Here is a 24,753-nt window from a genome sequence, read left to right as displayed (position 1 = left end):
CTAATTGAGTTGAGATTTTTTTTAAGAGAGTTCCTGATAAAGTATATTTAATTCTGCTTTTGGCGTAAAGCCATTGGCCAGTGCCAAAGGCATCAGAATATCAATGTAGCGACTGAAAACATCGGCCGATCTCCAGATATCAGCAATCAGTATCTCGCCATCACCGATAGATACAAAATGATGCAACCTTTCGGTAATTAAGTGCTGTGTTGCATCGGTTTGTACTTTTGCAAAATTATCATATTGTAGAGTTGAAGAACCCTTGAGATGTACGATTGCCAAGATTTTATGCATCTAAGAAATTTATTTTCAGATAATCATGTAGCTGAAAATCTTGATGCAAAAGAGATATAAGATATCAAAATGAAAAACCCATCAAGGATGAAACCCTGTAAAAATTGTCCGATGAGATTGCAATTCTTACCAAAGGATTTCTATTCAAATCATTTTTAAACGATTAAGTAAATCCTTCCTAAGTTCCTTGCTCAATGGCAAGATGGTTTTATCTACTGTAACATGATTGAGAGCAACCTCGTTGATATGTTTAATATTTACTATGTATGACCTGTGAATACGTTGAAAATACATATTTGGCAATTTTTCCTCCATATTTTTAAGGGTATTCACCAATAAGTAGGTATTGGTTTTAGTAAAAACCTGACAATAGTTTCTATCAGCCTCTAAATAATAAATATCATCTATTATGATTTTGACCATTACTTCGTTGTGGCGAACAAAAATTCGGTCGTCTAAAACAAATTTCTCTACGTTTGATTGAGGCTCACTTTTTTCTGCGAGAATTTTCTCCCCTGCCAATTCGATGGCGTGTTTTAAATCTAACTTTTTAAAAGGTTTCGATAAAAACGCATAAGGATTAGTCGCCTTGGCTCGTGTAAAATGAGCTTCGTCGGTGTTAGCAGTCAGATAAATTATCGGAATTGAGCCATATAGTTGCATTTGAGTTGCGGTTTCGATACCGTCCAGCTCGCCTTTCAAGTTGATATCCATCAATACCAAATCGGGTTTATCGGTCTTGATGGCATTAATGGCATCTTCACCACGGGGGATAATTCCCAGAATTTCGTAACCAATATTCTCCAATTGCATCGCCAAATTGGCTGCAATAATCATTTCATCTTCAACAATCAGTATTTTTAAAGGAATTTGCATGTTTTTTTACTGGAAAACTGGTTATTGGTTATTGGTTACTGGGCAACTGGTTATTGGTTACTGGGCAATGGTTATTAGGAAACTGGTTTAGTTTGGAATTGGTTGATTTATGACCATTAACAAATTTTCTAATAACCATTAACTAATTTCACGCTGCCAATTGTCTTTTAAAATTTATCGAAATGATTGTACCTTCTTGCACTTCTTGGGTTAGTTTTCCACCAATTTGTCGAGTGAGCAAATCCACTAATTGCGTGCCAAATCCAGTACCTTTTGCTTTTGTGTCGAGACTTTTTCCGATGCCATTATCGCTTATTTTCAGTGTCAGATTATCTTTATCAATATTTTCGAGGCTTAATTTAATTGTGCCTTTTTTACCATTCGGGAAGGCATATTTTAATGAATTTGTCAAAAGTTCATTCACAATTAAACCCACAGGCACGGCGGTATCTACATCTAATGCTATTTCGTTCATGTCAATTTCAACCTCAATTCGCTCAGTTTCGTTATAAGAATCGAGGATATTCTCACAAAGATTCTGAAAATAATTCTTCATCTCGATAAACGCCAAATGCTCGCTTTGATAGAGTTTTTGGTGCAAAATGCCCATGCTTTGCACTCGATTTTGGCTTGCCAGCATGGCATCTTGTATTTCGGGGTCTTCGATTTTGGCTGATTGTAGTGCCAAAAGGCTCGAAACTACTTCTAAATTATTTTTTACCCGATGGTGGATTTCTTTGAGAAGCAATTCGTTTTCGGCATTTTTGGCGGTGAGTTGGTTAAGTGTAGTTTCGAGCGTGATATTCTGTGAATTTATTTTTTCTTTTTGTTCTTGCAAAACTGTGTTCGCTTTTTGTTTTTGGCGGTTATTGCGGTAAAGGATAAAGGCAGTCAGAAGGGCCGTAAATAGCAGGCCAATGGCTGTATTAAATCGCAATTCGTTTTTGGCATAAACAGCAGCTAAATTTAGGTCTTCGATCCGTTGTTTTTCTTTGATTTCTAATATTTTGACCTGTTTATTTTTCTCAATGTTTGTTACTGTATCTTTGGCAGCCATCGAGAGTTTGAGATAATCAAAAGCTTTTATCGGATTATTTTTTTCAAAAATCTGTGATAACAAACCTGCCGAATTCATCACTACCAAATAGTTTCGTAGTTGTTTTGCTCCATCAAGAGCTTTTTCGGCATAAATTTTAGCTGAATCTGGCTTTGATTGTGCAAAATAGATTTGTGCGAGTTCGTTTTGAACTTCATTCGTAAAAAAGTCTAATCGGTCTTCTTCTGATTTTTCGATAATCTGTTTGCAATAGCTGATAGCCTCGTTGAAGTTTTTGAGTTTGCTATTGATACGAGCGAGAACCAACTTCGGATAGCCCTCCTGCATCGGGAAAAACTTTTTGGAGTAATCGAGCGTTTCTGTGGCGAGAGTCTTAGCAGAGTCTAGTTTATCTGCTCTTTCATATTCTTGAGAAAGTAAAAACATAGCACTCCACTGCGTAAATGGGTCCGTTGCCCTCAATTTTGGATGAAAATATGATTTCTTTGCCCACTTTAAGGCTTCTTTATCATCACCCAGTTTTTGATAAAGTAAACCCATCATATTAATTCCAAACACCTCTCGAATAGGAGCGTGGGTTCTACTCAGTTCCATCTGTTGGTAAGCAGATTTAAAACCAATATCGAATGATGAAGTAATGGCATAAGAAAAACACAGAGCTTCTAAGCATTCAATTTCCCCGATTGGAAACTTGGCTTTTTGGGCTAATGCTAAGCCTTTACTAGCAAAATTGATAGATTCTGTGGTGTTGCTGAGTGTAGTTGATCTACTCATCCAATAAAATGCATGTACTTTGGCGGTATCGTTGGATCTACCATTTATAACATTTTTCAAACTATCAATCTTTGATTTACCCAAAGGAGCTGGCTGAGCCGTGGCTAAATTTGCCAAACATACAGATACCAAAAAGAGAAGTATTTTTTTAGTCATTTTAAAGGACTTACAAGTTCCTGATAATTAAAAACATAAAGACTTTTTGGAGTTATTTACTAATCAAAACAAGAGCAACATGAACCCCAAGCCAAAAACAACACTTATAACCGTAAATACTTACATGATGTGTGAAAAATATGTAACTTAATGGCATTTCCAATATGTCTAGCAATTGGGTTTCTCTTTCAGTTGTAGAATTATTTATGATTTTGCACCGTAATTTTCTATAGAATACTAAACCAAAAAAAGTGTTAAAGAAGTGGAAAAACTAAGTTTCCAGTGTAAAGGCGAAGAATAGGTACTTGTAAAAATTAATGGTATCATTTTCTATTTCTTAGTTTTGGCTACTAAAACACTTTCCTTCAAGATCAGGAATACATTTCAGTGCAAATTATAAAAAATATTGAGTCAATAAAGTAATTTCATTAATGTATTTCGAAATTTCAGAAACACAACGAATCCAATAAAAGACTGGAAATCTAATTAGGTATATTTTATTTTTTTGAAGAATAGGTAAAAAAATATAGTCAAAAGAAACGTTACAACCCTATTTTGCTTCCTATTGCTAATTAACCATTTTAAATTAATTGTCCATTACCACTTGACAAAACATATTATAAGTTGGACTGAAAGGGTCAAAATACCAAAGATTTTATTTACGAAAGTAAAAAATGGAAACTTATCAGATTTTCAAGTTCTTCGTCAAAAGTAATCAACACCATTTGGAGTGGATGTTGTTCCTTGTTAAAGCCCATCAATAACAAACACCCCTCACTTAAAAGTATAAAATACTCCAAATGAGGAGTTATTAGTCAATGAGCCGCTTAGGTTAATATTTGTTAAGCCTTGAACAGATATGGTACTGAGGTTTACACTTCCAAACGACGCACTGAGCATAAAATGATTGGAGAAATCATACATTATTCGCATCGGAATTGCATAAATATTTGCTTTGACACCTGGAGTATCCCCAAATACACCTTGAATACTTCCGCCCACTACAGGTGCCATATAAAACCTATCTACCACCTTTACAAACTTTCCATATTCTACCGCAGGGCCAAAATTCACTAAGCTATTATTAGAATTTTGAATATTCATATTATCCAAAACTGCTCCAAACGCCCAATAAGTATTGTCAGATTTTACTTTTCCAGTCAAAATAGTGGTAGTGTAAGTCGACACCCTTTCACCATTATTAAAGGTGGCGTTTAAAAATAAATTGGCATTTACAATCTTACGTCCAACCAAGTCTTGAGCTGTGGTGGTCAATGAAAGAAGAAAAAAAGCAGAGAAAAGGATTCGAGTTTTCATTTTAATATGTGTTTTTGATTAGTAAATTTGATTCTAAGAAAATACTTTGGTGGATAAAAAACAATCTCGTTTAATTCATTAACATATTATTAAAAGCTAATAATTGTTAAAGGGCAGCAATAAATCTAAATTTAATTTACCGATAGAATCTCTATCTCAAACAAAAGCGGGGAATTGCCTGGTATGCCACTTGTACCCTGACTGCCATAGCCTAGGCTCGAAGGAAAAATAATAGAAGCGGACTCTCCAACCCTCATTTTAGCAATACCTTCATCGAAACCTTTAATAACTCGGCCTCCACCCAGAACAAAACTAAACGAACCAGAGTCAAACTTTTTGCCAGTCAGCAATTTACCGGTGTAGTTAAGAGAAACAGTTTTACCCTTCACCAACATTGTTCCAGCAGCATTTTCTTTGGTTCTGATGTATCTCAAGCCGGTGGCTGTCTTTTCAGTCACCACCAAGCCTTTACTTTGAATGTAGCTTTCTATTTGCTCTTCTTCGGTGCCCGAAAGCGTGTCTTTTTCGCAAGAAAACAAAACAGCAGAGAACAAAAATATCGAAAGCACTTTGAAATATTTCATCAAGAAAAATTTAAAATTTTTATAAATATAAACTCACCCACCAAATCAACAAGGCCTGTAGAGGCAGTCTTCCCCAACGAATTATAGGAGAAATCTTCTTGAATTTCTCACCTGTGGCCATATAAATATTTGCAGGGAACATTAATATCAAAAGCAAAATCAATCCCCATGCAGAAGCCGCTTGCATTTTTGGCAAAAGTAGATTGTATCCAAAAACGATTTCAGCGATTCCCGTAATCCAAACTAACTCTTTGTGAAACGGCAAATAAGGAGGCATCATGGAAAGGTAAAACTTGGGCTTAGCAAAATGCATGATACCAGCCACTATAAACAACACACTACAAATAACTTGGTGCCACTCAAACATATCAGCAATTCAATTTAAAACCTACTCCGTGTATATTTTCAATCTTGATTTTCGGATCGTTGGAGAGCATTTTTCTGATTCTTGTAACGAAAACGTCCATGCTACGACCCAAGAAGTAGTCGTCTCTTCCCCATATTGCGGTCAAAATTTCCTCACGTTTGGTAATTTGATTCTTACGCTCGCACAGAAACTTCAACACCTCAGCCTCACGGTGGGTGAGTTTTTGAATTTCCTCATCGAGTTTGAGGGTTTGTTGCGAAAAACAAAACTCGTAGTCACCACAAGAAAACACATCTGTAGTGGCCGTAGAATCAGAAACGGCATTTCTTTTCAAAAACACTTTGATTCTGAGCACAAGTTCTTCAATACTGAAAGGCTTGGTAATATAATCGTCTCCTCCTATTTTCAAACCAGCTATCTTATCTTCCTGGAGTGTTTTGGCAGTCAAAAATATGATTGGAATTTGCGAATTCTGCGTTCTGATTTTTTCGGCTAAAGAAAAACCATCTAACTCAGGCAAGTTGACATCGAGTAAACATAGGTCAAACTTTTCCTTTTTGAAAAACTTCCAAGCTTCCTTGCCATCGGAGAAATGAACAATCTCAAATCCCTCCTCTTCGAGGTTGTCTTTGGTCACGAAACCTAGGTTAGGGTCGTCTTCAACGTATAATATTTTTGCCATTTTTTTATTTAATCAGGTAATGGAATATTGATTTCAAAAACCGAGCCTACGCCCATTTCGCTTATTACATTTATTTTCCATTTATGAAGGTTGATAATTTCTTTTACATAATTAAGTCCAAGTCCAAAACCCTTGACATTGTGCAAGTTACCCGTTGGTACACGGTAAAACTTATTAAAAATCTTGGGCAATGCTTCTCTCGGGATACCGATTCCTTTATCTGAAATAGACACAATCAATAAATTGTTCTCATTTCGGGTGGATATTTTTATTTTTGGAGGTTTGCCCGAATACTTGATGGCGTTGTCAATAAGATTCCTGATCACATTCATTAAATGCATTCTATCTGCGTTAATGGTAGTTTTGGTGGCATTCAAATCTAAGGTAAAATTATCCTCCAATTCTGCTTTGACACTGTCGGATACTTCGCCTATAATTTCATGAAGTTCTTGTAGCTTCATATCCAGCTCTATTTGCCCTTTACCAATTCTTGCGGTTGCCAATACCGACTCTACTTGATTTTTAAGTCTATTATTTTCTTGTTTTATGATCTGCACATATTTCTTGAATCGTTCAGGTTGCTCCAAAATTTTACTCTGTGCCAACACATCCGTAGCAATTTTTATGGTAGAGATGGGCGTTTGAAACTCGTGCGTCATGTTATTGATAAAGTCACGTTGTACCTCACTCAAGCGTTTTTGCTTTAAAATTATAAACATAGCATAGGCAAAAAACGCCATCACTACCATGGTAATGATAGAAGAAACAATCCAAAAATCCAGCTTACTAGTTAAATAGCTCTTTTGATTAGGAAATTTAACTCCGAAATAATTTAAAAACTTATCTGTAGTAGGCAGTATGATGGTCTGATCAACTTCCTCTACTTCGTAGTCGCTGTTGATATGGGCACCAAAAACTATTTTATCCGTTTCACAGTCATAAATACCATATTCAAAGTCGGTGTTGATATTGTTTTTCTTAAATTCTTCTTTGAGCAAATGTTCCAAAAGACTTTGCTGAAGCGGTACACGCAGGTTTACCACATAATAGTCTGACGAATACTGGCTTACGGGGTTTTCTATTTTGGCTAACTTGTAGGACTTTGATATTTGATTGGCGACGTTACGGAGTGCAACCATTGTTGATTGCCTAAACTGCTGGTCTTTAAGGTCGAAGGCTTTTTTTACCCAATAAATCTGAATTGCAATGATACCACTAATGGCAATTACTCCTAAAATAATGACAAGTCTAATGGTATTTCTACTCAATGTTTGTTCTTAATTTTTATTTGGGAAAGTTCGGTTATAACACAAATATAATAAGTGTTTTTTAAGAATTTAAATGATTCCTTGAATATATGGCTTGGCTTCCTTATTTTGCGGTTTTTATTCTCTATTTAACCTTTTACAAATGCAAAAATTACAAACCTTTGATTACTTGGTGTTCTTTTTCTACTTCATAGTGGTTGCGGGATACGGTTACTGGATTTATAATCGAAAAAAGACTAAAGAAACCTCGACGAAAGACTTTTTCTTAGCAGAAGGTTCACTTACCTGGTGGGCCATCGGAGCTTCTTTGATAGCCTCAAACATCTCTGCCGAGCAGATGATAGGTATGTCGGGCAATGGTTTCTCCATGGGTTTGGGCATTTCTACTTATGAGTGGATGGCCGCTGCAACGCTTATCATAGTTGCCGTATTCTTTATGCCTATTTACCTCAAAAACAACATCTCCACTATGCCTCAGTTTTTGAGCCAACGTTATAACAAAACGGTGAGCTTGATCATGGCCATTTTTTGGTTGTTACTATATATCATGGTGAATCTGACTTCTATCTTGTACTTGGGAGCACTTGCGGTTTCGGGTATCTCGGGTCTTGATTTTTATTCTTGTATGGTTTTCTTGGCAATTTTTGCCATTGTTATTACTATTGGTGGCATGAAAGTAATTGGCTTTACTGACGTTATTCAAGTATTTTTCTTGGTGATTGGTGGCTTGGCTGCAACTTACATAGCCGTAAATTTAGTTTCTGATCCTGATAGAGGTATCGCCGATAGCATCTCAGGCTTGGTAAATGGTTTCAAAGAAATGACTACCAAAAATGATGACCACTTTCATATGATTTATCCAAAAGGCAACCCACACTATATGTCTCTTCCAGGTCTAACGGTGCTTTTTGGAGGTATGTGGATTGTAAACCTTAACTATTGGGGTTGTAATCAATACATTACACAAAGGGCCCTCGGAGCTGACCTGGATACAGCCCGTAACGGATTGTTGTTTGCCGCTTTCTTAAAACTCTTGATGCCGGTTATAGTAACTTTACCTGGTATTGCGGCTTACGCCTTATACCAAAAAGGCATGTTCCAACAAGAAATGCTTGGTGAAGATGGAATTTTTAACCAAGACAGAGCCTATCCTGTTCTACTAAACTTATTGCCAGTTGGTCTTAAAGGATTATCATTTGCAGCACTTACTGCAGCTGTAGTGGCTTCATTGGCAGGAAAAGCCAACAGTATTTCAACAATTTTTACGCTGGATGTATTTAAGCCATATTTTGCGAAAGATATGACCGAAAAGAAATTAGTTTTGGTAGGACGATGGACCATTGTGGTGGCTATGATATTAGCAATTGTGATTTCTCCATTTATGGGAATAGAGAAAAAAGGCGGTTTCCAGTTTATCCAGGAAATGACTGGACTACTGTCACCAGGTATCTTTGCGGCCTTCATAATGGGCTTTTTCTGGAAAAAGACCAACTCAGCTGGTGCGTTTTTTGCAATTGTAGGAGGTTTTGCTATAGCCCTTTCAATGCACAACAACTGGCTGCCAGGCACAGACTGGACCACAGTACCTTTCTTGGATAGAATGGGTTGGGTATTTGTGATTTGCGTAGTTGTGATGTTTGTTCTTAGTTTGGTTTTGCCAGACGAGAAAAAGGGCCTAGAAGTAGATGCTTCAATGTTCAAAACTACCAAAGGATTTGCTTTAGGAGCTACCGTAGTGATTGCAACTATTGTATTCCTTTACTCTTATTTCTGGTAATTGTTTGTTTAGTTATTAGTTATTGGTGGATTGGTTACTGGTGGATTGGTTACTTTTTATTGGTGGATTAGTTATTGGTTAATAGGATACTGAGCGGAGCCGAAGTGTGATTAATAGGACACTGAGCGGAGCCGAAGTGTCACACGCTGAATTAGTAGCAATTGATGAACAGTTTCAATTTTAGAATTTCCTTTCAAAAACTTACCAAACTTGAATCGGTTTTATTGCGAAAAGGTAGCGTAACATTTTTGAAAAAATTATAAGTTTGACAACAAAAAAGGAGCTTTCGCTCCTTTTTTGTTGTATTGTATTCAGTATTTATTCACAGTTTACTCAAATATAATCGTTTCAGCATCCTCATACCATTTTTCATACATTGGCTCAAACTCTTTCTCTATAATGTTCCGTTTGATTTTCATGGTGGGTGTCATTTTATTGTTTTCCACCGTCCACAAATCTTTTAGAATAACTATTTTCTTGATTTTTTCGTAAGATTTTAAGGTAGGATTAAGTTTTACTAATTGATCTTTGAAATTTTCTATTAACTCATCCTTAGAAACTTTTCTACCAATTTCAGAGACTACGACTAGGGCTATAGGCTGTGGTAAACTTTGCCCAACTACGCAAATCTGCTCAACAAAGCTATTCTCCGCAAAACCCATTTCTATTTGAGCCGGAGCCACGTATTCACCTTTTGAGGTTTTATACATTTCTTTTACCCTACCCGTAATTTTCAGATAATTACCGCTATCCACTTCACCAACATCGCCAGTATGAATCCAACCTTCGGCATCCATGGTTTCAGCAGTCATTTTAGGTTCTTTGTAATAACCCAGCATATTCCATTTTGAGCGGGTCATTATTTCGCCAGTGTCTTTGTCTATTTTCACCTCCATTCCGGGGTAAATTTTACCCACAGAGCCCTCAACCTTATGACCAAGAGGCATCATACAAACCGCTCCCAAATTCTCAGTCATGCCGTATGCCTCGTGAATATCTATATCTAACTTTCTGAACCAATGAATCAAACTCGCAGGCATAGGAGCTGCACCCGTAAAGCACATCCAAGTTTCTGCTAAACCAAGGCCTTTCTTGATTTTCTTTTTAATAATTGAATTGATGACAGGAATTCTCAACAAAAGATTCAATCTTTTTTGGGGTAATTTGGACAAAATACCCAACTGAAACTTCGTCCATATTCGTGGAACCGCCAAAAAATGAGTTGGATTGGCGTTTTGGAGATTTTTAGAAAAAGTATCTAGGTTTTCTGCAAAATATATGACTCCTCCGGTAACGATACACAAAGATTCCACAATGTTACGTTCAGCTATGTGACAAAGTGGCAAATAGGAGAAAAATCTTGTACCAGTACTTTCGGCAAAAACCAAATTTCTGGTAGCATATAGACATTCAGACACTGCTGCAAAATCCACCATTACCCCTTTGGGATTTCCGGTAGTACCAGAGGTGTAAATAATGGTAAATAGTTCGTTTAAATCGGGCAAAAAATCCTTTTGGTCTGCTGGGTATTTATCCAAAATATCGTCCCACTGAACATGTTCAAAATCTGGGTTGTAGTTAGGAAAAGAAACGCATTTCAGACCCTCCGGAATACCCTTCTTCATACCCTGCCAATCGTCCAGTTTGCCAATAAACACCAGCTTGGCTTCCGAATGCACCAATATTTGATTGACTTGATCGGCCGTAAGTGTAGGATACATAGGTACCGAAATATGCCCCGAATGCATAATAGCCAAGTCGGTTATAATCCACTCGGCACAGTTTTTTGAAATAAGAGCTATATTGCTTTTTGGGGGCAAACCCAAGCTATTGATAAAGGTTGAAATCTTACGAACCTGCTGCCCAGCTTTTTCCCAAGAAATATCTAGGAAATCATCGCCGAATGGTTGCTTTAAAAAAATATTCTGAGGCGTGTGTTTTTCCCAGTGATAAAAATACTCAAGAATCGACTTTTCTCTCTTTACTTCCATTGGCTTAGGTTTCGTTAAAATTATTATATTTTTTGTAAAAATAATGATATTTACGAAAATCTAAAACTTTGAAAACAAATTTGTATCGGAGAAGCCTTAACCAACCGAATATTTTACTTTGTAAAAATCTAAAAACTTCAAAATAGTTTCTACATGTGTACCCAAACCGACATTTAGAAACTGGTTTTCCTCTATTTCGACACCGTCTTTTATGATTTTGGGAGAAAAACCCAGCGGCAAATGCATGGTTTTGGATTGTATCGCCCATATTTTACCGTCCTTGTCAAAGGTAGGCCCGCCACTTTGGCCTCTAAGCCCAGGCGTGCTGGTTTCTATCCATTTGTAATCATAATAATTGTCAGGACTTTTGCCAGTAACCACTTGACGTGTCATCATACCGTCCATTGGAAATGTCGGTATCGGAAAAATGGATGAATCGAAAGAAAAACTTTGAGTGCTATCCAAAAAACTGGCTTTCAAATCGTAAAATGGATAGCCCAATTTGCACAAACTTGTGGCTGGCTGCACCTTAGATGGGTGCTGAAAAACAGGATACTTTTTGACAAAGTTAGGATTATAATTCAGTATCTTCCCAATAGCCAGATCGTTGTCATGCAGCACATGAAACTGACCAATATGGTGGTTGTCGGCTCCAAACCACATCGAATGATTGAGAATCCATTTCGGATTTGGCTCCAAACCCGCCGTGGGACTATTCTGAAACTTAGCCAACTCTGTTTGGTGTTGGTGATGAAGTTGCAGACCTTGCAACACATGGGCTGCCGTCACTATCCACCCTTCGTCGTTGATAATCACAAAACTTCCCAGACCACTTTCTACCGTTTTATCATAAAACCTGTTTGATATGATAAGTGGAAAAGTATATTGTGCGGCTATTTTATAAGCTTCAGAAAACATATTACAATTCTTATTTATTTTCGTGTAAATACCTTTTCGCCTCCTATGTAGGTAGCATTTACCTTCACTGAACGGATTTTGGATAAATCAATCGTCATAATATCTTCTTCCAAAACCACAAAATCAGCCATTTTGCCTTTTTCTATACTGCCTCTTTCTTTGTCTTCGAAATTGGCATACGCACTCCAAATGGTCATGGCTTTCAGAGCATTTTCTTTACTCAGAGCATTTTCCATCTGAAATCCTCCCGCTGGCCAATTGTTGTTGTCTTGACGAGCCACAGCTGAATGGAAACCAAAAAGGGGATTGACAAATTCTACAGGAAAATCGCTACCATTGGCTATTAGCCCATTTTGTTTTCTCAGTGCCTCAAAAGGATATGCATGCCTCACCCTTTCTTTGCCCAACCTTTCCTCAGCCCAATACATGTCAGAGGTGGCATGGGTAGCTTGAATGGAAGGAATCACGGAATATTTGCCAAACTTAGGTACATCAGCCGGATTCACCACCTGACAATGCTCAATTCTCCACCTTCGGTCGTTCTTACCTTTTAGATATTTCCCATACAAATCCAATACCAATCTATTGGCAGAATCACCAATACAATGCGTATTGACCTGATAAGCAGACTTATAAATTTGAGAAAAATACTTGTCCATTTCGTTTTTACTGGTCAACAAAAATCCGGAGTTAGAATTTTGGTCAGCATAAGGTTTTAGTAAAACAGCCCCACGAGACCCCAAAGCACCATCAGCATACACTTTAAAAGACCGCACATTCATTCTGTCCGTTTTTATGATGCCTTTTTTTGTAAAATATTCAACATTACGTATGCCTACTGAAACCATAGCGTAATCTCTGATTTTCAAACTTCCTTCTTTGTGCATTTTCATCATGAGCTCTATGTCGTCTTGACCAATGCCTGCGTCAGAAACAGTTGTAAGGCCATATTTTAGGCTTTCAGCTTGTGCCGCCAAAATCTGCTGTCTTTTCACTTTTTCATCCTCTTTGGGCATAACTCTTTTTACCAAACCCATGGCATTGTCAATCAAAATACCCGTAAGTTGACCATCCACAACCTCCACGTCACCACCAGATATTTTGCTCGATGGTGATATTTTGGCCATTTGAATGACTTTTGAATTTACCAACATGGCATGGCCATCGATTCTCGTTAGCATAACGGGCACATTTGGAAAAATCTGGTCTAAATCGTCTTTATTTGGAAAAACTTTGACGTCCCAATCGTTTTGATCCCAACCGCGACCAATCAGCCACTCTTGGTTAGGGTTTGCTTTTCTGAACTCCTGCAGTCTAGTCAGAATTTCTTTGAAACTCTTGGCTCCTACCAAATCACACTGTGAAAGCATTTGGCCCAAACCTAAGAAATGCGAATGTGGGTCATAAAATCCCGGATAAACAGGTTTATTTTGCAAATCCAGGGTGGATTTGGCCGAATATTTTTTAGCCAAGTCAGAATAATTCCCAACTTCGAGAAAAACGCCATCGTTAACTACAAAGGCGTCAGCTTTGCTAAATTTGGTGTCAACCGTGTAAACATGAGCATGGTGAACAAGTAAATCGACTTGCTTTTTTTGGGCAAAAACAAGATTTATACAAAATACAAACAGTAGTGTCTTTTTCATTTCAAAATATTTTATTCTTCGTTTCCAAATCTTTGTGAACCCAATGCCGAACTAAAAAACAAGGCGTTGAAAAACAGCTTATTAGTTCCAAACCATATTCCTCTAAAATTGGGATTATCAGAAAACAAGATGATTTGTCCAGCACCTGAAGTTTCCGAAATTATGGCAGCTGAATTAGCTATTTTTGAAAGTGAACTCGGATGAACGTAGCCACAAATCCAAGGATTGGCGGTGTATTGAGCCACAGTTGAAACTGCATTTTTAGATTTCTCTAGAAAGGTATTGTTGTTTCTATAAACCTGAAGCGAGTTGGATTCAAATCCAAATCCCAAAGGGTGAGTGGTATCAATATTTACCTCAAAAATTGCCCCACCAGTAGATTTTGCTCCTTGTGCATCGGCCAGTTTTTCAAAATTCATTCTTTTTGGGTCTTTTTCTGGCTCTACATTGATGACTTTTGACTCGGATATTTCCTTTTTAATGGCCCATTCAGAGGCTGTTTTTAAGGTTATCAAATTCCCACCTTGTTTTACCCAATCTTTTATTTTCTTCACTGAAGCATCGTTCAATGCATCATATTGGCCACTTACCATCACCAAATGTGTGTAAGAATTCAAGTTCACCCTAGCAAATTGGGTCATTTCCAATTTTGTAATGGGCATTTGTAATTTGGTCTCTAAAAGGTGCCAAACCTCTCCCACTTCGTATTGACTTGTACCGAATCCGGCCAAAACCATGGCTTTGGGTTTCAAAACCGTTTTGAAAGAATTACTTCCTAAATCAATTCCGGCTGAGCTGAAACCCGTTGAAACTGGAAAAATGTCCACTTGTGTAGAACCATGAACTTGCTTTAATATTTCAGAAAGTTCTGTAGAACCTATCTTTTGATTTTGAACAGGTATCAACAAACTTCCATGAGCCCAGTTTTTACCACCATTTGTGAAAGATTTCAAGGCCACTTTTACCAAAATCTCTTTATCCAAAAGTTTATACAAGGCCTTGGCAGCATTGTAATCTCTCCAGTCAATCAAATAGGCGTAATCTGATTTTACAAACTCATTTGTCTTAGTATCGAATGAAGCCTCGTTTATCGCAGATCCCAAATCTGGCAAAACTTTAGTCTCGGCATGTTTTAGTCCAAAAGCCAAGGCGAGATTCCAAGTAGAAGTATCATAGAAAACACTGTCGGCAAAAGATTTTGGTCTATCAAAAATAGATTTCACCAATAAAGACTGAGGTTGATTGATTGGAATGAATATCGCATTTCCTGTCTTGAAATTTACTTCGCCCACTTTTGTGTCGTTTTTGAGTTGGTATGCTTTTATCTTGTGTTGCAGCAACAAATCCCAGAAAGCCTTGTTTCTATTCAAATCAAAGTCGTCGCCAATTACATATCCTTTAACAAGGCTTTTGGCGGCATCCTTTTCAATATTTTTGAAAAAATCTGACTGATGTTTTAGCAATATTTTTCTTTCTCCCACACCTGCTTGAATAGTGGCTATGGCATTGACCAACTGATTTCTGACCGCAAATTTATAGGTCAAAACACCATTATCCGAGTCCTGAGCATGACCACGGCTGCTTCCTTGCTCAAACAAAAGCCCCAAACCACCTTGCATATCGGGATACGAACTTCCATAACCCGGATAGAAGTTGTCAAATGATTCTTTGGTATAATAAAATGAACCAATTTCGTTCATGGCATTCTCAAAATATTTGGCAAATTTGCCATTCAGCATCTTGTAATTATCTTGTGTCACGAGTGGATTTTCAGCATTACTTTTTGTTGGCTCAAAGAAGTGCGTACTGTTCGTTCCCATTTCATGAAAATCTGTCACTACATTGGGCATCCATTGGTGATAATATTTTAAACGGTTGCGAGATTCTTTGTGAACGGCCAAATACCAGTCTCTGTTTAAGTCAAACCAATAATGATTAACCCTACCCGATGGCCAAACTTCGTTGTGTTCGCGGTCGTTAGGATCGGTCACGTTTGGCTCGCCCTTATGCATATTTACCCAATTATTGAATCTATCCCTGCCGTCTGGATTCACGATAGGTTCCATCAAAAACACAGCATTGTCGTAAATCTTTGAGGCTTCATCTCCTTGAATAGCAGCCAAATAATAGGCAGTAAGCAAAGAAGCTTCACCACCTGAGGCTTCGTTTCCATGAACATTATAACCCAGCCAAACGATGGAAGGTTGGTTTTCAAAATCGACACTTTTGCCTTCAACTATATCCAAATGATTTTTGCGAATCGTCTCCAGTTTAGCCAGATTTTCAGGTTTTGCAAAATGCACGATAATTTGCTCTCTATGCTCATTTGTTTCGCCAATACTAACCACCTTTATTCTGTCTGAGGCCTTTTCCAAAACCCGCATGTATTCCACAATCTTATCATACCTCGTATGGTGGCTACCAATTGGATATCCTAAGAATTGTTGCGGAGAGGGTATTTGAGGATTTAGATTTTTCTTTGGTAGAAAATATTCGTTTTGGGAAAATACCGAAATGCAGGAAAGAAAGGCAAAAACTAAGAGTAATGTTTTTTTCATGAATAAAATGATAGTTAATGGTGTAATTAGACCCAAATTAAGCATATTTCTAAATACAAGCGTATTTTTTAGGCAAAAAAGAAAGAGACCCAATAACATTCAGTCTCCTTCAAAGAAAAACTAAAACAAAATCAATATTACATCACACCCATTTTGCCCATTTGATAATCTCTCATGGCTTGCATGAGCTCGGTGGTGGTGTTCATCACAAACGGCCCTTGAGATACCATTGGCTCGTTTATAGGGTCACCAGTTCCGAAAATGATCCTGGTAGTTGATTGAGCTTTTAACTCAATATCCGTATTTTTTGAATCAAAAACTACCAATTGATGCCCAATGGCTAGTTTTCCGTTCACTAAAACTTCTCCGTCTACCACATAAAACAAAACGTTTTTACCTTCTTCAACTTTTAAAGAAAAGTCCCCTCCTACTTTCATGCTGATATTGAACATTTCGAGGCCGGTCAAAGATTTAGCCGCTCCTGTTTTACCTTCCAAATTACCCGAAATTACGGCAACCTCTGTCTTGGTATCCTCACTGATCACCTTCGGAATTTCGTTTTCCTGTAAACCCTGATAGTTGGGCTGGCTCATTTTTAATGATGCTGGAAGGTTCATCCAAAGCTGAAGAATTTCCATTTTACCACCATTTTCTCTTTGATTTCTTGACAGGTTTTCTGAGTGTACAATTCCCCTAGCGGCAGTCATCCATTGTACACCACCACTTTTTATAACTGATTGATGACCATGGCCGTCTGCGTGTTCAATTTCTCCATCCAATATAAAAGTCAAGGTCTCGAAACCTCTGTGTGGATGTGGTCCAAATGGTAATCCTTGGTTATGCGGGGCAAATTCATGCGGTCCGTGGTGATGCAGCAATATAAACGGGCTAATTTGCTCCAAGCCAACATCCGGTATGGGCTGATACATTCGATGTTCGCCCACTCTTTGGGCTGATGAACTCGTTATTTTTATAATCTCTTTTTTCATATCTTTAAAAAGTCATTGGGACTTCCATCAATAGTATTTCAGAATCTGTACTCGCTTTGATTTCGAAAGTATTGGTGTCAGAAATACCCAAGCCATCTCTTCTGCTTAGAGATTTACCTGCTATTTCTGCCGAACCTTCCAAAATATAGACATAAACGCCATTTTGGGCATTTTTCAGCTCGTATGTCAAAGATTTTTCGGCCGACAAATCTGTCAGAGTAAACCACGACTGCTGGTTCATTTTTATGCCTTCATCAGACGTACCTAAAGGTGAAACTACGGTTTGAAACTTATCTTTTCTACCCGCCAAATCAAACACCTTTTGTTCATATCTTGGGGCTATATTTCGTTTTTCAGGAAATACCCAAATCTGCAAAAACTTCACTGGATTTTTAGAATCCTCATTTTTTTCAGAATGAGCCACCCCTGTACCGGCAGACATAATCTGTACCTCGCCTTTGCGAATCACGGTCTTGTTGCCCATACTGTCTTGGTGTTCCAAAGCACCTTCGAGCGGTATCGAAACAATCTCCATATTGTCATGTGGGTGTTTTCCAAATCCCATCCCGCCTGAAACATGATCGTCGTTTAGAACTCTCAAGGCTCCAAAATGCTCCCATTGTGGATTATAATAATTCGCAAAACTAAATGTATGATAAGAATCTAACCAACCATGGTTGGCGTGTCCTCTGTCGTTGGCTGCTTTAAATATTGTTTTCATAAAATTTACATTTGTATTTAATGTTAATACATATTTAATTGTTAATTAGTTCCTAATATTTTAAAATCATCAAATAGTTTTCCTATTTTTAGTCAAAATAAACAGACTAAGATATGAAATTCCTTCTACCCTTCCTTCTTGTAGCTTCATTATCAGCATTTTCGCAAAGACAATTTCCTGAAATTGATTCATTTGGTGGGGTCTTCCCAATACCTGAGGCTGAACAATTGGTAGATCCCAATAAAAAATATAAGGTAGTTTTTGATATCACCTCAGCTCCCAAAAACCAAACTACCGAAATGAATCCTGGTTTTGAATCTGTGGCAAGATTTATAAACCTGCACGGTTTGGCTGGCGTAAAAAAAGAGAATTTGGAGATTGCGGTCGTCATACATTTTCAGGCCACTCCTACCGTTTTGAGCGATGAATCCTTTTTGACTGAGTATAAAGAGAAAAACCCAAACACGGAAGTTATAAATAAACTTGCAGAAAACGGCGTAAAATTCTATGTTTGTGGCCAATCACTAAGAATGCGGAAATTGGTCGACTACAAACGTAACAGTAACATAAGTGTAGCTCACGGAGCTATTCTGGCATTAAGCCATTTCCAAAGTCTGGGATATTCTTTAATGACTTTACATTAACAATGCAACCAATTCAAAACAAAATACATCTTTAAAAAAAACACTAATTAACAATGAAGAGAGTAGTTTTAAGCCTAATCGTAACCTTTACATTTTCAAGCCTTTGGGCCAACACCGAGTTTGAAAAGACTATTTCAGACAAAGAATTTGAAAAAATTCAAAAAATAGAAGCCTTCATAGAGGCTAATCCCGAAGTGACTTTAGCTGAGCTTCAAAAATCAAATTCAGAATTATTATCCAATGTAGAATTGTTAGATGAAACTTCTACAACAAACCTCAACGCAGTGAAAGACATGCCTCTTTTGGGTGGTTTCTGGTGGGGATGCTGCCTTGGTGTGATTGGCCTGGCGTTGGTTTATTTTATTACTGACAATGACAGAGATCAAGTAAAAAAAGCATTTATCGGATGTCTAATTGCCACACTTTTCTTAGGCATTGGTGGTCTAATAAATCCATTTGGTTGGTAATTACCTTCCCCGAAAAAATATTTGAAACCTCTTGGACAACCAAGAGGTTTTTTTGTTAATTTTAGTCAAACATTTAATAATCAAATGGAAAAGAAACTTAGAAGAACAATAGGAAAAGAGGCAATGTTTTTGGGTATATGTGGGGGTTTGGGCAAATATTTCGACTTAGACCCTACCATTGTTCGGATCCTTGTAGCCTTAACCACATTTTTCAGCTTCGGATCCTTGATTATTGTATACCTCATTTTAGCATTTATAATCCCTAAGGAAGACTCCATCATTATTTAAGATTCCTATTTTCAAGAACCACTTTCATCAGTTGCAACAACCAATTGACCTACAACATTTTGCCAAATCTCAAGGCATTTGGAAAAGAATTCACTAATTTTGCAGCCAATTTCAAAAAAAATAAAAAGCATGTTAAGGACACATACCTGTGGAGAACTTCGAATTTCTAATCTTAGCGAATCAGTTGCTTTGTGTGGCTGGGTTCAGAAAGTAAGAGACAAAGGTGGCATGGTTTGGGTAGATTTAAGAGACCGATATGGCATTACTCAATTGATTTTCGAAGAAGGAAAAACCACGGCTGATGTATTGGACAAAGTGAGAACTCTTGGAAGAGAATTTGTAATAAAGGCCGAAGGAAAAGTAATAGAGAGGTTATCTAAGAATGACAAGATAGACACAGGAGCGGTAGAAATTTTGGTTAAAAATATCGAGATTTTGAACCCTGCTAAACTACCTCCATTCCTTATAGAGGACGAAACAGACGGTGGTGATGAGCTTAGAATGAAATATCGCTATCTGGATTTGAGAAGAAATCCCGTTCGTCAAAACCTACTTTTGAGACATAAAGTGGCTCAACAAACAAGAATTTTCCTTGATTCTCAGCAATTTATAGAAGTTGAAACGCCGGTGTTGATAAAATCAACCCCTGAGGGAGCAAGAGATTTTGTGGTGCCAAGTAGAATGAATCCAGGTGAATTTTACGCTTTGCCACAATCGCCTCAGACCTTCAAACAACTGTTGATGATTTCGGGCTTTGACCGATACTATCAAATAGTTAAGTGTTTCAGAGACGAGGATCTTAGGGCGGATCGTCAACCTGAATTTACGCAAATTGACTGTGAGATGTCGTACGTAGAACAAGAAGATGTTTTGAATATGTTTGAGGGATTAATCAAACATCTATTTAAAACGGTAAAAGAAATCGACCTTCCAGAAGTGCCGAGAATGACATATGCCGATGCTATGAAATTCTACGGTTGCGACAAGCCAGACATTAGATTCGACATGAAGTTTGTAGAGCTCAACGAGCTTGTTCAAAACAAAGGATTCCAAGTTTTTGACGACGCCGAATTGGTGGTAGGAATAAACGCATCGGGCTGTGCAGAATATACCAGAAAGCAAATAGATGAACTGACAGAGTGGATGAAACGCCCTCAAATTGGTGCCAAAGGATTGGTTTATATCAGGTTCAATGCTGATGGAACAATCAAATCATCAGTAGATAAATTTTATTCTGAAGAAGACCTAAAAGCTATTGGAGAAAAATTCAATGCCAAAGCTGGTGACTTGATTTTAATCATTTCAGGCCAGGCTGATAAAGCAAGAAAGCAATTGAACGAACTTCGCTTGGAAATGGGTAACAGATTAGGCCTTAGAAATCCAAACGAATATAAAGTCCTTTGGGTAGTTGACTTCCCACTTTTGGAGTTTGGCGAAGAAGAAAACCGTTGGTTTGCGATGCACCATCCATTCACAGCACCAAAACCAGAAGACGTACCTTTATTAGACTCAGACTTAGGAAAAGTGAGAGCCAATGCTTATGACATGGTAATCAATGGCACTGAGGTCGGTGGTGGTTCGGTAAGGATCTTCCAGAAACCATTGCAGCAGAGAATGTTCGAAATTCTTGGATTTTCTGACGATGAAGCCAAGAAACAATTTGGTTTCTTGATGGAGGCCTTTGAATACGGTGCACCTCCTCACGCAGGTTTAGCCTTCGGTTTTGATAGATTGGTTTCGTTATTCGGTGGAGCTGAATCAATTCGAGACTTCATTGCATTCCCTAAAAACAATAGCGGTAGAGATGTGATGATTGACTCTCCGTCAAGTATTTCTGATTTGCAGTTGAAAGAATTATATATAAATGTGACGGCGAAGTAAACCTCGCCTAATTTACATCCCAAGAAAGAGCTATTTCGAAAGATTTAGCTCTTTTTTATTTAACCACCTTGTTAAACACAAAAGCTACAGCAAATCCTATAAAAATACCCAAAATATCCGCCAGTATGTCTAATAGGTCGAAGGCTCTATGAAAACTTACCGGTAACAGATATTGAACAACCTCAATAAAAACAGCAAAGAAAGAAAGCCCAATAGCTACTTTTACGTAATTTTTCAAAAACATAAACCAGGAAAAACCCAAGATTGCAAATGCCACAAAATGAGCAGTTTTGTCATCAGTTACATCTGGAATTCTTTCCGAAGGAATAAAACACAAAATGGCTATAACAACAGTTAAAAATATCGTAAAATGTGGTTTCAGGTAAAACAAATCGTGCAATTTCTTTAGGAACATTTTTTAAAAATTATGATGATATTAAAACAGAAAACATCCTACACAACTACTATAAAATGAAAAAAGTACTGAAACAAGCCAGTACTTTTCACATTCTTAAAATTAAATCTTATCTAGTAATCCAACTAAATTCATATTCGAGCTCTGGAACCTTGGTTCTATCAGCAATTCTTTTCAATCTGTTTGGTAAAGCCATCAAATAATCTCTGGCTTTTTCGGCAGAGTCATTTAGCTCTGAAATCTTATCAATCTTCCAATCTACCAACAAATCCTCCAAAATTTTAATATAGTCCATGGTGGTATAAACACCCAAACGTTGAGCAGAATCAGAAAAATGAGAAAAAACATCTCCCATTTTTTGCCCCGTTTCACGTAAAAAATGAGCAGGCATTACGATTTTCTTTTTCATCATGTATTCAAAAGCAATCATCATTTCTGAAGGATCCACCTCGAAGAAACGCTGCACAAAAGTTTTATAAGCCTTGGCATGACGCATTTCGTCTGCTGCTATTACGCCACATACTTTTGATAGATGACTATTGCCAAACTTCTTGGCCAAAGTAGCTGTTCTACGGTGCGAAACATTCGTGGCTAACTCTTGAAAAGAGGTGTAAACAAAGTTTTTATAAGGATCGGTATCTGTCTCAATATCAAAACCATCCGCTATTAGCCACTGCGTAGAAGTTTCCATTTCTTTCATATTCACCCTTCCCGACAAATACAAATATTTGTTCAACAAATCTCCATGTCTATTTTCCTCTGCAGACCACCATCTCACCCATTTGGTCCAACCAGACTGCTGCTGTTCCACTTGATTCACACCTTCCACAGCCATCAACCACGATGAATATGTTGGTAGAGCCTCCTCAGTGACACAATCTCCCACCAAAACTGCCATATAATCATAAGGAAGCTCCCTACAAGACTCTTGTAGTTCCTTTATTTCCGTTGTAAAATTCTCTTTAGTAGAATCAGGCAAAAAATCAGTTGGCTGCCAGTTTGTTTCTATCGGATTGAGAAATTCCTCTATCAAGCTATCCAACTTCTCTCCTACAAACTTCATCACTTCAATTCTCGAAAGTGGCGATTTCATAAATTTTTCTATTTAAATAATGGACAAAAGTAAATAAAAATAAACACCCTTCAATCCGAAAGCAACAAAAACTTAGACAGAATTCAAAACCCAATTTACTTCCATCATTAAAAAAAATAGCCTTAAATTTGCACAAAAAAAGTTCAGTGAAAAAGATTCTTGACCTCATACTCGGCTCTATTTATATCGTATATTTTGGCATCCTTCTGGTTGTTTTTCATCCGATACAATTTGTTGCATATGAGTTATTTGGTCAAAAAGCACATCAGAAAACAGTGGAATGGTTGAACTTTTGGATAGTATATGGCTGGTATTTAACAGGCTCTAGTATTTCCTACTCTCAAAAAGTCAAGTTATCAACTGATAAAACCATTATTTTCATTTCAAACCATCAGAGTATGTTTGATATCCCTGGTATCATTTGGTTTTTGAGAAAAAACACACCATTGTTCATTTCAAAAGCTGAACTTTCAAAAGGGATTCCGAGTATTTCTTACAATTTGAGAGTAGGTAAAGCTGCCTTAATTAATAGAAACGACCCGAAACAGGCCATCGGAGAAATTATCCGATTTGCCAAATACATATTTGAAAATAACTATTCAGGTGTGATATTCCCAGAAGGCACACGATCCAGAACTGGCAAATTAAAACCTTTTGCGGTTGGTGGGGTTGCGACTTTACTCAAGAAATGTCCGGGAGCTGATGTCGTTCCGATAGCTATAGTGAACACTGGAAAATTTAACCCGAAAGGTATATTTCCATTAACAAGTTTCACAAAAATGTCTTGGACAACTCTAAATCCAATAGAAACAAAAGGAAAAACAGCAGAGGAAATTGTAGCTGAATCTGAAAAACAAATCAGTGATTTTTTAAATGATTTATAGCATTATTGGCAATTTTTTCGTTTTTTCACTATTATAAGCTCGAATGTTACGTATTTATGTCGAACTTTGAATAATTGGGAAGCAATCAGGGCTGATGCATAACATTTTATTTTTAGCTTTTCGGGAATCTTTATTAGCTATTTGAATATTGGACTTACCACCATTTTTAGAAAATAAAGAATTAAAGTTCAGTATGCTAAAGAAACAAAGGTGGCTTAAAGGATTAGGATACGGATATTAAAATCCATGCCTATTATTTTGGTTCTGAAAGATTCGATGACGCTAAAGTTATGTAAACCATAAATTGAACAAATTTCGTCTATTTAAGATGAGAATTGAACATACAAATATTCTAACACACAAAAGGTACAACTGGCTAGATTGCTTTGTAAAACAAGTGAAGCTAAAAAATATTTTCGAAACAGCATCAAAATAATATCTACCTCATGGTAGCCAAAGAACTTATAGATAGCAATATACCTGTTTTGAAACAAACAGATAATGTAGACAGAGCATTACAACTCATGGGCGAATGTAAAAATACACATTTACCATACGTATGCGATGACAACTTTTCAGGTTTCTTTTCAGAAGAATTTCTTCTGAATTATAACTATGACACCCTTCTCGAGGATATCAGACCCGAAATGGTCGAGCTCAAAATCGACTCAAATCTACCAATTCTAGAACTTATAAAACTTTTTTCTCAAACCTCGTTTGAACTTCTTCCAGTATTTGATAGCACCGACGTATTTCTTGGCGTTATCGAAAAAAAAGAGGCCAATGAAAGATTTATTGAAACATTGGCATTAAATGACAATGGCGGCATAATAGAAATCAATCTACATCAAAAGGAGTATTCCTTGAGTGAGATTTCGAAAATAATTGAGTACGAATATGCCAAAATTATAAGTTTATTTCTGTCCAATGACAGCCAGAACCAATTACACTTGACCCTTAAGCTTGATATTGCCCAGATTAGCGGAGTGGTCAACTCACTAGAAAGATATGGCTATGACGTAGTATCTTACTTTGCCTCTGAGCCGGTTACAAACATTGAAAAGGATCGCTACGACCTTTTAATGAAATATTTGAGCATCTAAAAT

General features: G+C 37.2%; 23 protein-coding genes. 7 read left to right on the top strand and 16 right to left on the bottom strand.

What is annotated here, in order from left to right; genetic code table 11:
* Positions 1-21 precede the first annotated feature (21 nt).
* From EGI31_RS17115 to EGI31_RS17080, 8 genes are all read right to left on the bottom strand, one after another.
* The gene (locus EGI31_RS17115; protein WP_255038374.1) at positions 22-294 is read right to left on the bottom strand and encodes a hypothetical protein; all 273 of its coding nucleotides are present in this window, start codon (positions 292-294) and stop codon (positions 22-24) included.
* Positions 295-438: 144 nt separating this feature from the next.
* On the bottom strand, positions 439-1,170 hold the full coding sequence (locus EGI31_RS17110) for a LytR/AlgR family response regulator transcription factor (protein WP_255038373.1): 732 nt from the start codon (positions 1,168-1,170) through the stop codon (positions 439-441).
* Positions 1,171-1,318: 148 nt separating this feature from the next.
* On the bottom strand, positions 1,319-3,157 hold the full coding sequence (locus EGI31_RS17105; RefSeq protein ID WP_255038372.1) for a tetratricopeptide repeat-containing sensor histidine kinase: 1,839 nt from the start codon (positions 3,155-3,157) through the stop codon (positions 1,319-1,321).
* Positions 3,158-3,931: 774 nt separating this feature from the next.
* Positions 3,932-4,474: a hypothetical protein gene (locus EGI31_RS17100; RefSeq protein ID WP_255038371.1), complete on the bottom strand. Its 543-nt coding sequence runs from the start codon at positions 4,472-4,474 to the stop codon at positions 3,932-3,934.
* Positions 4,475-4,605: 131 nt separating this feature from the next.
* Entirely contained in the window at positions 4,606-5,058 is a 453-nt protein-coding gene (locus EGI31_RS17095; protein WP_255038370.1) for an FKBP-type peptidyl-prolyl cis-trans isomerase, read from the bottom strand.
* A gap of 19 nt (positions 5,059-5,077) precedes the next feature.
* Positions 5,078-5,425, bottom strand: coding sequence for a DoxX family protein (locus EGI31_RS17090; protein ID WP_255038369.1), 348 nt, complete (start codon positions 5,423-5,425; stop codon positions 5,078-5,080).
* A gap of 1 nt (position 5,426) precedes the next feature.
* On the bottom strand, positions 5,427-6,107 hold the full coding sequence (locus EGI31_RS17085) for a response regulator transcription factor (RefSeq protein WP_255038368.1): 681 nt from the start codon (positions 6,105-6,107) through the stop codon (positions 5,427-5,429).
* 8 nt (positions 6,108-6,115) lie between these two features.
* Positions 6,116-7,375 carry a sensor histidine kinase gene (locus EGI31_RS17080; protein WP_255038367.1) on the bottom strand — a complete coding sequence of 420 codons (1,260 nt, stop codon included), beginning with the start codon at positions 7,373-7,375 and terminating at the stop codon, positions 6,116-6,118.
* A gap of 142 nt (positions 7,376-7,517) precedes the next feature.
* On the opposite strand from EGI31_RS17080, the gene EGI31_RS17075 reads away from it, so the two are divergent.
* Positions 7,518-9,152 (top strand): sodium:solute symporter family transporter, encoded by a 1,635-nt coding sequence (locus tag EGI31_RS17075; protein WP_255038366.1) that lies wholly within the window; start codon positions 7,518-7,520, stop codon positions 9,150-9,152.
* Between the two features lie 329 nt (positions 9,153-9,481).
* Here EGI31_RS17075 and EGI31_RS17070 read toward each other — a convergent pair whose 3' ends face one another.
* The 6 genes from EGI31_RS17070 to EGI31_RS17045 form a co-directional block, all read right to left on the bottom strand.
* Positions 9,482-11,143, bottom strand: a complete 1,662-nt coding sequence (locus EGI31_RS17070; protein ID WP_255038365.1) for an AMP-binding protein — start codon at positions 11,141-11,143, stop codon at positions 9,482-9,484.
* A 96-nt stretch (positions 11,144-11,239) separates the two neighbouring features.
* Positions 11,240-12,061: a S1 family peptidase gene (locus EGI31_RS17065; protein WP_255038364.1), complete on the bottom strand. Its 822-nt coding sequence runs from the start codon at positions 12,059-12,061 to the stop codon at positions 11,240-11,242.
* A 14-nt stretch (positions 12,062-12,075) separates the two neighbouring features.
* A complete protein-coding gene (locus EGI31_RS17060; RefSeq protein WP_255038363.1) occupies positions 12,076-13,707 on the bottom strand; it encodes an amidohydrolase in 1,632 nt (543 codons plus the stop codon).
* An 11-nt stretch (positions 13,708-13,718) separates the two neighbouring features.
* Positions 13,719-16,265, bottom strand: coding sequence for a M14 metallopeptidase family protein (locus EGI31_RS17055; protein ID WP_255038362.1), 2,547 nt, complete (start codon positions 16,263-16,265; stop codon positions 13,719-13,721).
* A 137-nt stretch (positions 16,266-16,402) separates the two neighbouring features.
* Positions 16,403-17,254, bottom strand: a complete 852-nt coding sequence (locus EGI31_RS17050; RefSeq protein WP_255038361.1) for a pirin family protein — start codon at positions 17,252-17,254, stop codon at positions 16,403-16,405.
* A 4-nt stretch (positions 17,255-17,258) separates the two neighbouring features.
* Positions 17,259-17,975 (bottom strand): pirin family protein, encoded by a 717-nt coding sequence (locus EGI31_RS17045; protein ID WP_255038360.1) that lies wholly within the window; start codon positions 17,973-17,975, stop codon positions 17,259-17,261.
* A gap of 113 nt (positions 17,976-18,088) precedes the next feature.
* Here EGI31_RS17045 and EGI31_RS17040 point away from each other — a divergent pair, with 113 nt between their 5' ends.
* The 4 genes from EGI31_RS17040 (at position 18,089) to aspS (ending at position 21,255) form a co-directional block, all read left to right on the top strand.
* Positions 18,089-18,619 carry a DsrE family protein gene (locus EGI31_RS17040; RefSeq protein ID WP_255038359.1) on the top strand — a complete coding sequence of 177 codons (531 nt, stop codon included), beginning with the start codon at positions 18,089-18,091 and terminating at the stop codon, positions 18,617-18,619.
* A 53-nt stretch (positions 18,620-18,672) separates the two neighbouring features.
* Entirely contained in the window at positions 18,673-19,086 is a 414-nt protein-coding gene (locus EGI31_RS17035) for a hypothetical protein (RefSeq protein ID WP_255038358.1), read from the top strand.
* 84 nt (positions 19,087-19,170) lie between these two features.
* Positions 19,171-19,374, top strand: coding sequence for a PspC domain-containing protein (locus EGI31_RS17030; RefSeq protein ID WP_255038357.1), 204 nt, complete (start codon positions 19,171-19,173; stop codon positions 19,372-19,374).
* A gap of 129 nt (positions 19,375-19,503) precedes the next feature.
* The gene (gene aspS, locus EGI31_RS17025) at positions 19,504-21,255 is read left to right on the top strand and encodes an aspartate--tRNA ligase (RefSeq protein ID WP_255038356.1); all 1,752 of its coding nucleotides are present in this window, start codon (positions 19,504-19,506) and stop codon (positions 21,253-21,255) included.
* A 55-nt stretch (positions 21,256-21,310) separates the two neighbouring features.
* Here the strand turns inward: aspS and EGI31_RS17020 are convergent, their stop codons facing one another.
* On the bottom strand, positions 21,311-21,670 hold the full coding sequence (locus tag EGI31_RS17020; RefSeq protein ID WP_255038355.1) for a VanZ family protein: 360 nt from the start codon (positions 21,668-21,670) through the stop codon (positions 21,311-21,313).
* A 109-nt stretch (positions 21,671-21,779) separates the two neighbouring features.
* A complete protein-coding gene (locus tag EGI31_RS17015; protein WP_255038354.1) occupies positions 21,780-22,763 on the bottom strand; it encodes an acyl-ACP desaturase in 984 nt (327 codons plus the stop codon).
* Positions 22,764-22,909: 146 nt separating this feature from the next.
* Here EGI31_RS17015 and EGI31_RS17010 point away from each other — a divergent pair, with 146 nt between their 5' ends.
* Positions 22,910-23,647 carry a lysophospholipid acyltransferase family protein gene (locus EGI31_RS17010; RefSeq protein ID WP_255038353.1) on the top strand — a complete coding sequence of 246 codons (738 nt, stop codon included), beginning with the start codon at positions 22,910-22,912 and terminating at the stop codon, positions 23,645-23,647.
* Positions 23,648-24,093: 446 nt separating this feature from the next.
* Complete coding sequence (locus EGI31_RS17005) at positions 24,094-24,750, top strand: CBS domain-containing protein (RefSeq protein ID WP_255038352.1); 657 nt, start codon at positions 24,094-24,096, stop codon at positions 24,748-24,750.
* The last annotated feature ends 3 nt before the right edge of the window (positions 24,751-24,753 follow it).

This window comes from Lacihabitans soyangensis, assembly GCF_024343775.1.
In the GTDB taxonomy this organism is placed as follows: domain Bacteria; phylum Bacteroidota; class Bacteroidia; order Cytophagales; family Spirosomataceae; genus Leadbetterella; species Leadbetterella soyangensis.
The sequence above is the reverse complement of the archived record's forward strand: the minus strand, read 5'-3'. Positions and strand labels throughout refer to the sequence as shown.

Bases quoted from the DNA above. Each gene is read 5' to 3' on its own strand.
- EGI31_RS17005 (WP_255038352.1), top strand. From the start codon at position 24,094: ATGGTAGCCAAAGAACTTATAGATAGCAATATACCTGTTTTGAAACAA.
- EGI31_RS17095 (WP_255038370.1), bottom strand. From the start codon at position 5,058: ATGAAATATTTCAAAGTGCTTTCGATATTTTTGTTCTCTGCTGTTTTG.
- EGI31_RS17040 (WP_255038359.1), top strand. From the start codon at position 18,089: ATGAAATTCCTTCTACCCTTCCTTCTTGTAGCTTCATTATCAGCATTT.
- EGI31_RS17030 (WP_255038357.1), top strand. From the start codon at position 19,171: ATGGAAAAGAAACTTAGAAGAACAATAGGAAAAGAGGCAATGTTTTTG.
- EGI31_RS17045 (WP_255038360.1), bottom strand. From the start codon at position 17,975: ATGAAAACAATATTTAAAGCAGCCAACGACAGAGGACACGCCAACCAT.
- EGI31_RS17015 (WP_255038354.1), bottom strand. From the start codon at position 22,763: ATGAAATCGCCACTTTCGAGAATTGAAGTGATGAAGTTTGTAGGAGAG.
- EGI31_RS17110 (WP_255038373.1), bottom strand. From the start codon at position 1,170: ATGCAAATTCCTTTAAAAATACTGATTGTTGAAGATGAAATGATTATT.
- EGI31_RS17050 (WP_255038361.1), bottom strand. From the start codon at position 17,254: ATGAAAAAAGAGATTATAAAAATAACGAGTTCATCAGCCCAAAGAGTG.
- EGI31_RS17115 (WP_255038374.1), bottom strand. From the start codon at position 294: ATGCATAAAATCTTGGCAATCGTACATCTCAAGGGTTCTTCAACTCTA.
- EGI31_RS17055 (WP_255038362.1), bottom strand. From the start codon at position 16,265: ATGAAAAAAACATTACTCTTAGTTTTTGCCTTTCTTTCCTGCATTTCG.
- EGI31_RS17020 (WP_255038355.1), bottom strand. From the start codon at position 21,670: ATGTTCCTAAAGAAATTGCACGATTTGTTTTACCTGAAACCACATTTT.
- aspS (WP_255038356.1), top strand. From the start codon at position 19,504: ATGTTAAGGACACATACCTGTGGAGAACTTCGAATTTCTAATCTTAGC.
- EGI31_RS17100 (WP_255038371.1), bottom strand. From the start codon at position 4,474: ATGAAAACTCGAATCCTTTTCTCTGCTTTTTTTCTTCTTTCATTGACC.
- EGI31_RS17090 (WP_255038369.1), bottom strand. From the start codon at position 5,425: ATGTTTGAGTGGCACCAAGTTATTTGTAGTGTGTTGTTTATAGTGGCT.
- EGI31_RS17035 (WP_255038358.1), top strand. From the start codon at position 18,673: ATGAAGAGAGTAGTTTTAAGCCTAATCGTAACCTTTACATTTTCAAGC.
- EGI31_RS17105 (WP_255038372.1), bottom strand. From the start codon at position 3,157: ATGACTAAAAAAATACTTCTCTTTTTGGTATCTGTATGTTTGGCAAAT.
- EGI31_RS17065 (WP_255038364.1), bottom strand. From the start codon at position 12,061: ATGTTTTCTGAAGCTTATAAAATAGCCGCACAATATACTTTTCCACTT.
- EGI31_RS17075 (WP_255038366.1), top strand. From the start codon at position 7,518: ATGCAAAAATTACAAACCTTTGATTACTTGGTGTTCTTTTTCTACTTC.
- EGI31_RS17060 (WP_255038363.1), bottom strand. From the start codon at position 13,707: ATGAAAAAGACACTACTGTTTGTATTTTGTATAAATCTTGTTTTTGCC.
- EGI31_RS17085 (WP_255038368.1), bottom strand. From the start codon at position 6,107: ATGGCAAAAATATTATACGTTGAAGACGACCCTAACCTAGGTTTCGTG.
- EGI31_RS17070 (WP_255038365.1), bottom strand. From the start codon at position 11,143: ATGGAAGTAAAGAGAGAAAAGTCGATTCTTGAGTATTTTTATCACTGG.